The following is a 13,333-nucleotide window of genomic DNA, read 5'->3' on the forward strand; positions in this document are numbered from 1 at the left end:
GTAACATGCGCTGTGGGAGCGCTCCCGTCGATCGGCTGACCAAGCCGAGAACGATGGAGAACGCAATGGAAAGCATGACCCCCCGAACCGCTGAAACCACCGAGACCACCGGAACCACCCGCCGGACCTGGGCCGCACGCGCGCTCGTCCTGGCCTCCGTGCCCCTGGTCGCCCTGACCACGATGGCCGCCCCCGCCTCCGCGCACGGCTCGATCGTGGACCCCGCCAGCCGCAACTACGGCTGCTGGGAGCGCTGGGGCAGCGACCACCTCAACCCGGACATGGCGCAGGAAGACCCCATGTGCTGGCAGGCGTGGCAGGACAACCCCAACGCCATGTGGAACTGGAACGGCCTGTACCGCGACAACGTGGGCGGCGACCACCAGGGCCAGATCCCCGACGGGACCCTGTGCAGCGGCGGCAACACCGAGGGCGGCCGCTACGACTCGATGGACGCGGTCGGCGAGTGGAAGACCACCGACGTCGGAGACGACTTCACCCTCCACCTGTACGACCAGGCCCAGCACGGCGCGGACTACTTCCGCGTCTACGTCACCGAGCAGGGCTTCGACCCGACCACCCAGGCCCTGGGCTGGGACGACCTCGAACTGGTCGAGGAGACCGGTCCCTACGCGCCCGCGCTGGACAGCTACATCGACGTCAGCACCTCGGGCAGGTCCGGCCACCACATCGTGTTCACGATCTGGCAGGCCTCCCACATGGACCAGGTCTACTACCTGTGCAGTGACGTGAACTTCACCTGATCCCCACGACCAACCGACCGGCCGTCCGGACCCCTCCTCCGGACAGGGTCCGCCGGGACCTCCACCCCCGGCGGACCCGCGGCCGACGGCCGCGCGGCGGACACCGCTCACCGCCGCGCGGCGCCCCCGTGCCCGGCCCCGCCCGCGCTCAGGCCTGCATGTAGCGCAGCACCGCCAGCACGCGACGGCTGTACCCCTTGGTATCGCCCAGCTCCAGCTTGTCGAAGATGGCGTTGGCGTGCTTCTCCACCGCGCTCTGCGACACGAACAGCCGCGCCGCGATCGCCGAGTTGATGTGCCCCTGCGCCATCAGGGCCATGACGTCGCGCTCGCGCTCGGTCAGGCGCCCCAGCGGATCCCTGCGGCTGCTGCCCGCGAGCAGCTGGCGCACCACCTCCGGGTCGAAGGCCGCGCCTCCCCTCCCCACCCTGACCAGGGCTTCCAGGAACTCGTCGACCTCCACCACCCGGTCCTTGAGCAGGTAGCCCACACCGGTGGTGTTCTCGCCGAACAACCGGGTGGCGTACCGCTTCTCCACGTACTGGGACAGCACCAGCACACCGACCCCGGGCTGCTCCCGGCGGATCCGCAGCGCGGCGCGCAACCCCTCGTCGGTGTGCGTGGGCGGCATGCGCACGTCCACCACGGCCACGTCGGGCGCCTCCTCGCGGACGGCCGCCAACAGGCCGTCGGCGTCTCCGACCGAGGCGAGCACCTGGTGTCCCTCGTCCTCCAGGAGCCTCACCAGCCCCTCGCGTAGCAGAGCCGAGTCCTCGGCCAACATCACCCGCACGGCAGCTCCGCCCTGACCGTCGTCGGCCCGCCCGCGGGGCTGTCCACCGACAGCCGGCCGTCGAGCGCCTCGACCCGGCTGGCCAGACCGGCCAGCCCCGTTCCCGAGGGGTCGGCCCCTCCCACCCCGTCGTCGCGTACCCGCACCACCACGGACCTCTCTCCCTCCTCGCCCCGCGCGCCGACCAGCACGCTGACCCGTTCGGCGCGCGCGTGCTTGACCGCGTTGGTCACCGACTCGGCGACCACGAAGTAGGCCGCCGTCTCCACGGTCGGCGGGCATGCGCCCTCCAGGCCGTACTCCAGGTCGATCGGCAGACTCGACCGGCCGACCAGGTCGTGCAGCGCGGCCCGCAGCCCCGACCCGGCGAGCGCGGCCGGGTAGACCCGCCAGGCGACCTCCTTCAGGTCGCGCAGGGCGTCGCGGGACTCCTCGTAGGCCTGCTCGACCAGTGCGCGACCCCGTTCCGAACCCGGGTCGCGGCGGGCCCTGCCCAGCGCCATCCCCAGCAGCACCAGGCGCTGCTGGACGCCGTCGTGCAGGTCGCGTTCGATCCGGCGGCGCTCCTCGTCCACGGCGGCGACCACTCCCGCACGGGTCGCGACCAGCACCCCGATCCGCTCCTCCATGAGGTCCTGGCGGCTGGGGCCGAGGAACCGCCGGGCGAGCCAGCGTTCCGTTCCCACCAGGCCCACGGTTCCTTGAGCGCTCAGGTACATCAGGGCCAGGCCGATCGGCACGATCGCCGGGTCGTTGCCGTCGAGCACCTCCAGCGGTGAGAGCGCCAGGTAGAGCCCGGCGGCGAAGAAGGCCAGCACCAGCCCGCCGAAGAGCCCCACCGGGCAGCGCACCGCGAGGTAGGCCAGCGGTCGGGCCGTTTCGGGGCGCACGGTGATGTCGACGCCGAACAGGGCGGACAGGCGACCGCGCTCCAGGGAGACCAGCGGCCGGGCGGCCCCGTCCAGCGCCCGGCGCAGGGACGCGCGCGAGGCGGGGCGGAGCAGGAGCGGCAGCGCGGGAACGGCGGCCGCGAGGACCGCTGCAAGGAAGAGGGCCTCGGCCAGCGCGGTCACCGCTCCGGCGGCGGCGCCCGTCACGGCCCGTCCCCATGCGCGCGCCACCGCCGCCGCCGGATGCGCGTCCCCGTGCGTCGTCACATCCGTCCTCTCTGCCTGTCCGATCGCCGCCGCCTCCGGTATCCCGCGCTGGGCTCCCAGGCCCGGCTGCTCGTCCCGTGCCTGGTGCCCGCGTCCGCTGATGCGTGCGAGGCACCCGTCTCCGGCTGTCCGCGCGCGGGCCCGTGCCCTCGGAATCCGTGTTCTCGGAAAACGGGGGGAGGCCGCGGTCGGCGTACGCGTCGACACTAGCCACCCCCCGGGCGCGCGGGTACTGCGGAACACCGCATTCCTGGGTGGGGAGCCGCGTCCCGAACCGGGCGGGACTCCCCATGGGCGCCGGGGCCGCGGCTCCCTAGCGTTGTGGTCGTGCCGGCCGGCCCAGACCCCCGTTCCCCGAGACGAAGGCTGAATCATGACCGCACCCCCGACCCTCCCGCGCTACGCCTGGCTCCTCGCCGGTACCGCCCTGTCCCTCTTCGCGATGCAGGCCGCTTGGGACATCGCGCTCCTCGCGTGGGTCTATCCGGTCCTGCTGCTGCGCTTCGCACGCGCCAGCCGACCGCTGCCCGCCCTCCTGGGTGTCCTCGCCGCCAGTACGGCGGCCGTGCTGGTCTGGCTGTGGCTGGCCGACCTGCTCTCCCCGCCGCTGGTCCTGCTCGCGCTGGCCCTGGCCCTGGCAGACGCGGCCCCCTATGCCGCCGACCGCCTCCTGCACCGCCGACTGGGGGAGCGCGGTCCGTGGCCGGTCAGCCTGGTCTTTCCGCTCACCACTGTGGCCGTGGAGTTCACGATGGCCTCGGTGACCCCTTTCGGGACCATCCACGGGGTTCTCGGTGCCACCCAGGCCGACAACCTCCCGTTGATCCAGGTGGCCTCGGTGACCGGTGTGTACGGAGTGAGCTTCCTGGTGGCCTGGGCGTGCTCGGCGGCGGCGCTGCTGTGGGCGCGCGGCCTGACCGACGGCACGGCCCGCGCGGTGGCGGCGGCCTGCGCCGGGACGGTCGCGCTGGTCGCGGTCGCGGGTGGCGCGCGCCTGGTCTTCATGGCGCCCTCGGGCGACACCGTGCGCGTCGCGGGGGTCACCACCTCGCAGGACGCGTGGGAGGAGCTGGTGCCGACCTTCCGGGAGTATGACTCGCTGGAGGCGCTGCGGGCCGCCGATCCGGCCGTGCTGCGTGAGCGCTTCGGCGTCGTCAACGACGAACTCCTCGCCAGCACCGCGAGGGAGGCGGCCGCGGGTGCCGAGGTCGTGGTGTGGCCCGAGTCGGCGGCCTTCACCCTGGAGGAGGACCGCGACCTGCTGGTGGCCGACATCCGGGAGGTGGCCCGGGGCCACGGGGTGTACGTCAACGCCGGCATGTCGGTCTACACCGGGCGGGCTCCCCACATCCGCAACCAGATGCTCATGGTCGCTCCGGACGGCGAGGTCGTGTGGACCTACGACAAGAGCAGGCCGGTACCCGTTCTGGAGCCCTACGAGCCGGGGTCCGGCACGGTACCCGTCGCGGACACGCCGGCGGGGAGGCTGGCCGTGGCCATCTGCTACGACGCCGACTTCCCGGGACTGGTCCGCCAGGCGGGCGCGCGGGGCACGGACATCCTGCTGGTCGGCGCCAACACCTGGGAGGGGATCAAGGAGATGCACGCGCGCAACGCGGTGTTCCGCGCGGTGGAGAACGGCTCGGCCCTGTTCCGGCAGGCGAGCCGGGGCCGTGCCAACGCCACCGACCACCAGGGGCGGGTGCTGGCGACGACCGACTACTTCACCACCGGGCAGCAGACCATGGTCGCGATGGTGCCCCGGGAGGGGGTGACCACGGTCTACTCCCGGATCGGGGACGCCTTCGCCTGGACGTGCGTCGCCGCCCTGGCCGCGCTCGCCGTGCTCTCGGCGGCCCGGCCGCGCCGCGCCCGAGCGCGGTCCCGGACCTGATCGTGCGCGAGGGAGAAGCAGGTCGCGAGCACGAGGACGAAGCCCAGCGCCCCGAGGAGGAAGGGTGCCCCGTCCGGCAGCGCGACACGCTCCCCGGCCCAGGCCAGCGGTCCCCAGGAGACACCCCAGAAGACCTCGCTCAGTCCCGTCCCGTAGCCCTGCACGACCATCAGGGCGCCGAGTGTCAGGACGAGCCCGTAGATCCATCCCTCACCGAACACAAACCTCAGGTGCCGCACCGTGCTGCCTCCCTCCTTTTGCAATGCGTCCGCATTGCAATGCAAGTGTATTGTAACTTGACCGCGGAGGGTGTGGTGCAATGCGATGCGTCGGATCCGGTGGTCACGGGAGGCGGGGAAGAGCGATGCCCAGGCAGGTCGACCACGGGCAGCGGCGCAGGGAGATCGCCGAGGCCGTGTGCTCACTCGTCTCCGCGCGGGGGCTTGAGGCGGTCAGCCTGCGGGACGTCGCCGCCGAGGCCGGGATCTCGATGGGACGCGTGCAGCACTACTTCCGGACCAAGGACGAGATGCTGCTGTTCGCGCTGGAGTACGTGGGAGGGCGCGACGCGGCCGGGGCACGGGAGGCCCTCGCCGGGCTGCCCGGCCACCCGGAGCCCCGCGCCGTCGTCCGCACGGTCCTGGCCGGGCTGCTCGGCGGTGCCCCGGAGCAGTTGGAGGCGCAGCGGGTGAGTGTCGCCTTCCAGGCGCGGGCGCTGGTCGAGCCGCGGTTGGCCGAGTCGCTGCTGCGGGGTTACGCGGGCGTCCAGGCGCTCCTGGAGGACGTCGTCCGCCGGGGAGTCGCCAGCGGCGAGGCGGTGGAGGGCACCGACCCCGAGACGGCGGCGACCGCGGTCCTCGCGCTCGTGGACGGGCTCAGGGCGCAGGTCCTGCTCGGGCACGGTACGCGGGAACGGGCGCTGGCCGTACTGGACGACCACCTGGACCGGCTGTTCCCCGGCTGACGGGAGCGGCGCACGAACGGCCCGCCCGGGGCACGGGTGCTCCGGGCGGGCCGTGCCCTCCCGGCCGGGGCCGGGAGGGTGGTAGGTCAGTTGTTGCCGAAGAAGTGGTCGGCGGCGGCACCGCCCGGGTCCTCCGCGATACCGCTCACGGTGTCCACCTGGTCCTGGAAGCCGCCGACCGCCTCGGTGGCGCTGTCCTGGAAACCGCCCACGGCCTCCTCGCCGTAGGCCTGGGCGCCTTCGGCGAACCCGCCGACGGCTTCCTCGCCGTAGGCCTGCGCGGCCTCTCCGGCGCCGCCCAGGGTCTCACCGACCCCGCCCACGGCCTCGCCGACTCCGCCCACGGCGTCGGACACTCCCTGGGCTGCTTCCTCGGCTGCTCCGCCGAAGATGTTGCTCAACCAGTCCATCACGTCGCGCACATCCTTATCTCAGGTCCGTGGGGGCCTATTCCGTCTATGTCTACCCGGCCCGGGTAAACTCTCAGTAAGAGATGGACGCGCAGAGTGATCGCACAGGGGCGCAACGCGACTTCCGCGCTGCTCCCTTTCCCGGGAGCCGCTGGTCAGCGCACGAGGTCTCCACCCCAGGCGACGGGGAGCGATCCCACGAAAACGCCGACGGTGTCCACGATCACACCACCGGTGCCTTTCTGTCACCCCCGTGACCGTGCGCAAATCCGTGTTCCGGGCTGCCGGAACGCCCGGCCAGATCGGCGACCGCGCCGCACCGGGGGATTGCGGTCGGAATCCGGCCACAACCCGCCGGAGAATGGGCCGTATGGCCGACACGAGTGCGCGGATGCTGCGCCTGCTCTCCCTGCTCCAGACCGGCAGGTCCTGGCCCGGCGCGGACCTGGCCGCTGCCCTGGAGGTCAGCCCGCGGTCGCTGCGCCGCGACATCGACCGGCTGCGCGGACTGGGCTACGCGGTGGAGAGCCTCCGCGGCCCCGGAGGCCACTACCGGCTGGCCGCTGGCCGCGCGGTGCCGCCCCTGCTCCTGGAGGACGACGAGGTCGTGGCCGCCGCCCTGGGCCTGCGGATCGTCGCCGCCGGGCTCGGCGGGGTGGAGGGGGTGGAGGAGAGCGCGGAGCGGGCCCTGGCCCGGCTCGGCCGGGTACTGCCCTCGCGCCTGGCCCGCAGGGCGAAAGCCATGGCCTCGGCGGTCGAACCGGAGCAGCGGGTGTGGCCGGGCGTGCGGACACGGGTCCTCACCGACCTGGGCGAGGCCGTCGCGGACGGGCACTGGGTCCGGATGCTCCACCGCGGCGGCGACGGCCGCGAGCTGCGCCGCAAGGTGGACCCGTACCGGCTGGTCCTGTCCGGACGGCGCTGGTACCTGTTCGCCTGGGACCGCGAGCGCGACGACTGGCGGACCTTCCGACTCGACCGGATCACCGGGGTCACCCCCACGAGGGCGCCCTTCACCCGCCGGGAACTGCCCGGGGAACCGCTGGCCGAGCACCTGGAGCGGGGCTTCGGGGCGGGGCGGGCCCGGCACACGGTGTCGGTCCTGTTCGACGCGTCGGCCGGGGAGGTGGCGGCGCGGATCTCCCGGATCGACGGCGACCTGGAGGCGGTCGGCCCCGACCGGGCGCGCTACACCGCCCGCGTGGACTCCCACGAGTGGCTCGCGGTCGTCCTCGCGCTCACCGGCCTGCCCTTCACGGTCGAGGGTTCGCCGGAGTTCGCCCGCCGCACCGCGGCGCTCGCCGACCGGCTCCACCGGTCCGTGGACACCACCGGCTGAGAGCGGAGCCGGACACCGGACGTCGGGCGCCCGGCGTCCGGCGTCCGGGCGCGTTCTCAGGGGACGATGGAGTCGACGTATCCGCCGTCCACCCGCACGGCGGCCCCCGTGGTGGCCGAGGCCAGCGGCGAACTCAGGTAGGCGACCATGTTGGCGATCTCCTCGGGTTCGATCAGCCGCTGCAGCAGCGACTGCGGCCGGTGCAGGCGCATGAACTCCCGCTGCGCCTCCTCCCACGGCAGGTTCCGGTCGACGAGCTGGTAGACGAAGTCCTCCACGCCTCCGGTGTGGGTGGGACCGGCGATCACCGAGTTGACGGTCACCCCCGTGCCCGCGGCCTCCTTGGCGAACCCCCGCGAGACCGCGAGCAGCGCCGTCTTGGACATGCCGTAGTGGATCATCTCGGCCGGGATCACCACCGCCGAGTCGCTGGCGATGTTGAGCACCCGGCCCCACCCGCGTTCCGTCATCCCGGGCAGGAACTCCCTGGTCAGGCGCACGGCGGAGAGCACGTTGACCTCGAAGTAGCGCCGCCACTCCTCGTCGGAGATGTCGAGCGCGTCCTGAGCCCCGAAGATCCCGAGGTTGTTGACGAGCACGTCGAGCCGGGGGAGCAGCTCGCGGAGCCGGTCGACGCCCTCCTCGGTGGTCACGTCGGCGGTCGCGGCCACCAGCGCGGCCCCGGGCACCCGCTCGGTGACCGCCTCCACCGCGCGGGCGACCTTCTCCTCGCCGCGCCCGTTGACCGCCACCGTCGCCCCGGCGCGCGCCAGCGCCGTGGCGATGGCCAGGCCGATGCCCTGGGTCGAGCCGGTCACCAGGGCCGTGCGTGTACGCAGATCGATGTCCATGGGGTCACGCTACGTCGCTCCGTGCCCCGCCGCCCAACGCGACCCGGCGCCCGGGGTCGTGCGGGGCGACCGTGGGACGTGCGTGGACCCCGCACGCCCCGTGCGGCGGGGGTGCCGGGCGGGGACCGGCCCCGCCCGGCGCCGTGGCCGCCAGGGTTCACGGGCCCGTCCCACGCGCTACACCGGCACCACTTCCGGCCGCCCCCTCACGCGGGCTCGTACTCGGCGTCCTCGGACAGACGGCGCAGCGTGGGCAGGTCGATCAGTTCGGTGTGCGTTCCCGCGCTGCCGCAGGTGAAGGCCCCCGCCACCGCACCGGCCAGGACGCACCGCTCCACGGGTTCCCCGCCGAGCCAGGCGTGCAGGAAGGCGGCCACGAACGCGTCCCCCGCGCCGTTGCTGTCCACCACCGGCCGGTTCGGCCGCACCGCGGGAAAGCCGCGCGGCGCGTCCCAGCCCCGTTCCAGGACGTGGCAGCCCCGTTCGCCGTCGGTGGCGACGGCGACCCGGGCCCGCCCCCGGCCGACCACGTCGCGCAGCACGTCCCCGACCCCGTCGCGGACCCTCGCCGCGCTCATGAACACCACGTCCGAGCGCAGCGCGTAGTGCAGGTGGTGGGGGTCGGTCCCATCCCAGTCGTGCAGGTCCGTGGAGGTAGTGAGGCCGTGGCGCTCCAGGTCCCCGTACATGTCCCGGTTGTGGCCGATGATCGACAGGTGCGCGTGCCGGGCCCGTCGTACGAAGGGCAGGTAGAACTCCGGGGGCAGCCGCAGGTCTCCCGGATGGCGCCCGTCGTAGAAGGAGAAGCGGCGCCCGCTCCGGTCCACGAGGTTGACGCCCCGGGGCGTGCCGTGCGGTGAGACGGTGTGGCTGAAGTCCAGTCCCCGCTCGGCGTAGGAGTCGAGCACCATCCGGCCCTGGGCGTCGTCCCCCAGGTAGTCGATGAACTTGGTGGCCAGCCCCAGCGCGTGGCACCCCAGCGCCACCCCGTTGCCGGTGTGCCCCACGTAGTCGACCACCGGCGGGACGAACACCGAGTCCCCGCCGGGCAGGGCCAGCTCGTCCACCCGGACGATCGTGTCGACGCCCGAGCCCCCCACCACCAGCACGTCGTATCCGTCCGTCACGGACTCCCCCCTCGTCTCCGTCCGCCTCCCTGGGACAGGCGGCCCCGGCAAAGCATAGGGACGTCCGGACACCGCGACCAGGGGAAGCGGTCGTCGGGAGGGAGCGGGACCGCGCGCCCCGCCCGCGGATCCCGCCCGCCGGCGCCGCCGAACCCGTCGGGGAGGCCCATGTCCGCACCGCCGACGGAGGCCCGCCCGCGCGGCCCGTCCCCGTGCCCCGGCCGGTCTCCGGTGGTGGGGCGGTCCCCACCACCGGACCTCCGTCCAGGCCCAGTGACGCCGACCGGCCCCCGTGTTTGGCTCTTGAGCGGGGGCCGGGCAGGGCGCCGACGCCCCTTCCACACGACGAGACGAGCGGAGTTCGCCATGGATGGGCACGTCCGGGACCGGGCCGGAGCCCACGCGCTGCGGGCCTCCGGGCTGACCAGGACCCACAGGAGGGGAGGCGTCCCCGTCCACGCGCTGGCCGGGGTGGACGCGGCCTTCCCCCGGGGAGGGTTCACGGCGGTCATGGGCCCCTCCGGTTCGGGCAAGAGCACCCTCCTGCACTGCCTGGCGGGGCTGGAACGCCCCGACGCGGGCGCGGTGACGGTCGAGGGCCAGCCGATCACCGGACTCGCCGAACCGGCCCTGACCCGGCTGCGCGCACGGGCGTTCGGGTTCGTCTTCCAGTCCTTCAACCTCCTCCCGTCGCTGACCGCGGGGGAGAACATCACCATCGGCCAGCGCCTGTCCGGCCTGCCCCGGGACGAGGCGTGGCACGACCACCTCGTGGCCTCGCTCGGCCTGGCCGACCGCCTCGACCACCGGCCCTCCGAACTCTCCGGGGGCCAGCAGCAGCGCGTCGCCGTCGCCCGCGCCCTGGTGCACCGGCCGAGCGTGCTCCTGGCCGACGAACCCACCGGCAACCTCGACTCCCGCTCCGGGGCCGGTGTCCTGGAGGCGCTGCGCCGGGCCGCCTCCGACCACGGGCAGACCGTCGTCATGGTCACCCACGACCCGGTCGCCGCGGCCCGTGCCGACCGCGTGCTCATGCTGCGCGACGGCCGCGTCCAGGGGGAACTGGCCGACCCCACCGCGGACTCCGTCCTGGCCTGGATCCGACGTCTGGAGGAGCGGTGAACCGCGCGACGCACCACGACGGGCCGTCCGGGGCGGTGGCCGTGGTTCTGCCCGCGGCGGTACCTGCGGGGCCGTGTACAGGCGCACTCGCGGCGGCGCCCACCATGTCACCCGCGGCGGTATCCGCGGTGCTGCCGACCATGTCACCCGCGGCGGTATCCGCGGTGCTGCCGACTATGCCACCCGAGGCGGTGCCCGGCGTGCCGCGCACAGCCCCGCACGCGGCGCTGCCCGGGGCGGTGGCCGCGACATCGCCCACGGCGCCACCCACCATGCCACCCGAGACGCCGACCGGTCGGCCGCCGTATCCGCGCGACCAGGGTGAGGACCCGCACCACCACGAGGCGGCCCCGGGCGACGGGGAAGGCGGTGCCGCGTGATGCGGATGGTTCTGCGCGGCGCCGCCGACCGCGCGCGCCAGCTGGCCCTGTCGGTCCTGACCGTGGCCCTGGGCGCCGGGCTGGCCACGGCCGTCCTCGCCCTCCAGGACTCGGCCGAGCGGGTGGCCGCCGGGGGAGCCGGGACCTCCTGGACGCTGTCGCGGGCACCGGTCGTGGTGACGGCCGTCCCCGAGGAGGCCGCGGCCGGGATCACCGCCTCACCGCTGGGGGAACCGCCCCGTCTGGATCCGCGGACCGTGGCGGAACTGGAGCGCCTTCCCGGCGTGCGCCGGACGGCGGTCGAGGCCCCCTTCTCCGCCTACGTGGTCACCGCCGACCGCACGCTCGGAGGCCACTCCGACCGCTCCTTCGGCCACTCCTGGGCGCTCGCCGAGGCCGAGGGGCTCACCCCCGCCACCGGACGGGCCCCCGAGAGCGGGAACGAGGTGGTCATCGACACCCGCACCGCCGCCGACGCCGGGCTCACCCCTGGCGACCGCGCGCGGGTCCTGACCTCCGACGGGACCGCCGAGGTTCTGGTCACCGGAACCGTCGAGCGCGGCGGCGCCCCGGACCGGGCCCTGTTCTTCCCACCCGCCGAGGCCGCGCGGCGGGGCGGCGACCCGGTCATGGCCGCGCTCTGGCCAGGGGAGGGAACCGACCCCGACCGGCTGGCCGGGGCGGTCGAGGAGGCCGCGCCCGGTGTCCGGGTGCTCACCGGGGACGAACGCGCCACGGCGCTGGCCCTGGACGGGGAGAACCGGGACCTGGCTTCGGGCATGGGCCGGTTCCTGGGCACCATGGCCGCACTGGCGCTGGCGGTGGCCGCCGTCACGGTCGCGGGCCTGCTCTCCCTGACCGTGCGCGACCGCGCCCGGGAGTTCGCCCTCCTGCGCCTGGCCGGGGCCCGGCCAGGGCTGGTGCGCCGACTCGTCGTCGGGGAGGCCCTGGTCCTGGGGTGCGTGGCCGCCGTGCTCTCCTGCGTCGTGGGTTCGGCGCTGGCACTGTTCCTGACCGGACTCTTCACGGAGCTGGGGACGCTGCCGGACGGGTTCGCACTGGTCCTGGGCTGGCCCTCGCTCGCGGCGGGCGTGGCGCTGGCCCTGGCCGTGCCGCTGGCGGCCTCCTTGCACCCCGCGCTCACCGCGGGTCGGATCGCGCCCGTGGAGGCGATGCGCGCGGCGCAGGCCGAACCCGCCCCCTTCTCCCGTGCCCGCCTGGTACTCGGGGCCGTGGCCCTGTGCGGCGCGGCGGCCCTGTTCGCGACGGCCTGGGGCCTGGCCGGAACCGTGGTGGCGGTGACCGCCGCCGTCTCCGCCGCGCTGGTCCTCGTCGCCGCCGCGGTCCTGCTCTCGCCGGTGCTGGTCCACGCGGTGCTGCTCCTGCTGCGCCCGGTCACCCGCAGGAGGGCCGCCTCCCTGGTCGCCGACCGGGAGGCGCGCGCCGACGTCCGCCGGGTGGCGGGCGTCATGACGCCCCTGCTGGTGACGACGGCGGTCGCCTGCCTGCTGCTCTTCCAGGAGACCACCACCACCGAGGCCCGCCTGCGCGCCTACGGCGAGCGCCTGGCCGCCGACCTGGTGGTGTCAGGGTCCCTGGGCGTGGGTCTGCCCGCGTCCGCGGCCGAGGCCGCCGAGGACGTGCCCGGGGTCGCCGCCGCCGGGGGCTACCGCCAGACGGTCACCTCCGCGGGCGGGCCGTACCTGTCCACCCACCTGGTCGAACCCGGGGCGGTGCCGCGGGTCCACGACCTGGCGGTGGAGGACGGCGCGTGGGAGGAATTCGGCGCAGGCGGCGTCGCCGTGCGCGCCGACACCGCCCGGAGCCAGGGGTGGCGCGCGGGACAGACCGTGGAGCTGGTCGGCCCCGACGGCACCGCGTTCACGGCCCGGGTGTCGGTCCTGTACCGGGCGGGGCTCGACTTCCCCGACGTCCTGCTGCCCGAGGAGGCCGTCGCGCCCCGCATGCTCGACACCCTGCACAACGGCCTGTACGTGGCGCTCGACCCCTCGGCCGACGCCGGGAGGACGGCCTCCCGGCTGGAGGAGGCGATCGACGCCGGGCCCGAACTCCGGGTCGCCGACCGCGCCGAGCACATCGCGGACCAGGCCCGGATCGGCCAGGAGGACGCCTGGATCACCCATCTCATGATGGCCCTGGTGGCGGGCTTCGCCGGGGTGAGCGCGGTCAACGCCCTCGTCGTCTCCGTCTCGGCCCGAGCGCGGAGCTTCGCCCTGCTGCGCCTGGTGGGGGCCTCGCGGGCCCAGGTCGCGGGCATGGTCGCGGGGGAGGCCCTGGCGGTGTCGCTGGCGGGGGTGGTGCTGGGCACCGCCACGGCGCTGGCCGGGGTGGCCGCCGCGGGCCACGCCCTCGTCGGCGGCGGGACGGTGGTGCTCGCCGTCCCCCTGGACCAGTACCTGCCGCTGGCCGGTGCCGTCGTGGGCATCGGGCTGCTCGCGAGCCTGGTCCCGGCCGTCGCGGCCCTGCGCGCCCGCCCGCTGCACGCCGCCGGGTGAGCGGCCGCGGGGCCCG

At 74.6% G+C, this 13,333-nt stretch carries 11 protein-coding genes; 6 read left to right on the forward strand and 5 right to left on the reverse strand.

Annotated features, from left to right (window positions below; translation table 11 throughout):
* Positions 1–74: 74 nt before the first annotated feature.
* Positions 75–764, forward strand: a complete 690-nt coding sequence (locus HGB44_RS04730; protein WP_019611224.1) for a lytic polysaccharide monooxygenase auxiliary activity family 9 protein — start codon at positions 75–77, stop codon at positions 762–764.
* Positions 765–912: 148 nt separating this feature from the next.
* On the opposite strand, the gene HGB44_RS04735 is transcribed toward HGB44_RS04730, so the two are convergent.
* Positions 913–1,557 carry a response regulator transcription factor gene (locus HGB44_RS04735; RefSeq protein ID WP_061082081.1) on the reverse strand — a complete coding sequence of 215 codons (645 nt, stop codon included), beginning with the start codon at positions 1,555–1,557 and terminating at the stop codon, positions 913–915.
* Entirely contained in the window at positions 1,548–2,714 is a 1,167-nt protein-coding gene (locus HGB44_RS04740) for a sensor histidine kinase (protein WP_082768498.1), read from the reverse strand. Before HGB44_RS04740 ends, HGB44_RS04735 begins: the two co-directional genes overlap by 10 nt.
* Before the next feature lie 373 nt (positions 2,715–3,087).
* Between HGB44_RS04740 and HGB44_RS04745 the strand changes: the two genes are divergently transcribed.
* Positions 3,088–4,608 (forward strand): apolipoprotein N-acyltransferase, encoded by a 1,521-nt coding sequence (locus HGB44_RS04745; protein WP_061082082.1) that lies wholly within the window; start codon positions 3,088–3,090, stop codon positions 4,606–4,608.
* Positions 4,609–4,972: 364 nt separating this feature from the next.
* On the forward strand, positions 4,973–5,572 hold the full coding sequence (locus tag HGB44_RS04750) for a TetR/AcrR family transcriptional regulator (RefSeq protein WP_168443948.1): 600 nt from the start codon (positions 4,973–4,975) through the stop codon (positions 5,570–5,572).
* Positions 5,573–5,658: 86 nt separating this feature from the next.
* On the opposite strand, the gene HGB44_RS04755 is transcribed toward HGB44_RS04750, so the two are convergent.
* Positions 5,659–5,982: a hypothetical protein gene (locus HGB44_RS04755; protein ID WP_210751195.1), complete on the reverse strand. Its 324-nt coding sequence runs from the start codon at positions 5,980–5,982 to the stop codon at positions 5,659–5,661.
* A 370-nt stretch (positions 5,983–6,352) separates the two neighbouring features.
* On the opposite strand from HGB44_RS04755, the gene HGB44_RS04760 reads away from it, so the two are divergent.
* The gene (locus HGB44_RS04760; protein WP_061082084.1) at positions 6,353–7,321 is read left to right on the forward strand and encodes a helix-turn-helix transcriptional regulator; all 969 of its coding nucleotides are present in this window, start codon (positions 6,353–6,355) and stop codon (positions 7,319–7,321) included.
* A 56-nt stretch (positions 7,322–7,377) separates the two neighbouring features.
* Here the strand turns inward: HGB44_RS04760 and HGB44_RS04765 are convergent, their stop codons facing one another.
* Positions 7,378–8,172 (reverse strand): SDR family NAD(P)-dependent oxidoreductase, encoded by a 795-nt coding sequence (locus HGB44_RS04765; protein ID WP_061082085.1) that lies wholly within the window; start codon positions 8,170–8,172, stop codon positions 7,378–7,380.
* 206 nt (positions 8,173–8,378) lie between these two features.
* A complete protein-coding gene (locus tag HGB44_RS04770; protein ID WP_061082086.1) occupies positions 8,379–9,299 on the reverse strand; it encodes a carbohydrate kinase family protein in 921 nt (306 codons plus the stop codon).
* Positions 9,300–9,665: 366 nt separating this feature from the next.
* Here HGB44_RS04770 and HGB44_RS04775 point away from each other — a divergent pair, with 366 nt between their 5' ends.
* Entirely contained in the window at positions 9,666–10,421 is a 756-nt protein-coding gene (locus HGB44_RS04775) for an ABC transporter ATP-binding protein (protein ID WP_061082087.1), read from the forward strand.
* Between the two features lie 379 nt (positions 10,422–10,800).
* Positions 10,801–13,317 carry an ABC transporter permease gene (locus HGB44_RS04780; RefSeq protein WP_210751197.1) on the forward strand — a complete coding sequence of 839 codons (2,517 nt, stop codon included), beginning with the start codon at positions 10,801–10,803 and terminating at the stop codon, positions 13,315–13,317.
* Positions 13,318–13,333 lie beyond the last annotated feature (16 nt).

The sequence above is a fragment of the Nocardiopsis alborubida genome, assembly GCF_012396365.1.
Lineage (GTDB): Bacteria > Actinomycetota > Actinomycetes > Streptosporangiales > Streptosporangiaceae > Nocardiopsis > Nocardiopsis alborubida.

Excerpts from the sequence above, each read along its gene's own strand:
- HGB44_RS04775 (WP_061082087.1), top strand. The coding sequence starts at position 9,666 with ATGGATGGGCACGTCCGGGACCGGGCCGGAGCCCACGCGCTGCGGGCC.
- HGB44_RS04750 (WP_168443948.1), top strand. The coding sequence starts at position 4,973 with ATGCCCAGGCAGGTCGACCACGGGCAGCGGCGCAGGGAGATCGCCGAG.
- HGB44_RS04730 (WP_019611224.1), top strand. The coding sequence starts at position 75 with ATGACCCCCCGAACCGCTGAAACCACCGAGACCACCGGAACCACCCGC.
- HGB44_RS04755 (WP_210751195.1), bottom strand. The coding sequence starts at position 5,982 with ATGGACTGGTTGAGCAACATCTTCGGCGGAGCAGCCGAGGAAGCAGCC.
- HGB44_RS04765 (WP_061082085.1), bottom strand. The coding sequence starts at position 8,172 with ATGGACATCGATCTGCGTACACGCACGGCCCTGGTGACCGGCTCGACC.
- HGB44_RS04745 (WP_061082082.1), top strand. The coding sequence starts at position 3,088 with ATGACCGCACCCCCGACCCTCCCGCGCTACGCCTGGCTCCTCGCCGGT.
- HGB44_RS04760 (WP_061082084.1), top strand. The coding sequence starts at position 6,353 with ATGGCCGACACGAGTGCGCGGATGCTGCGCCTGCTCTCCCTGCTCCAG.
- HGB44_RS04780 (WP_210751197.1), top strand. The coding sequence starts at position 10,801 with ATGCGGATGGTTCTGCGCGGCGCCGCCGACCGCGCGCGCCAGCTGGCC.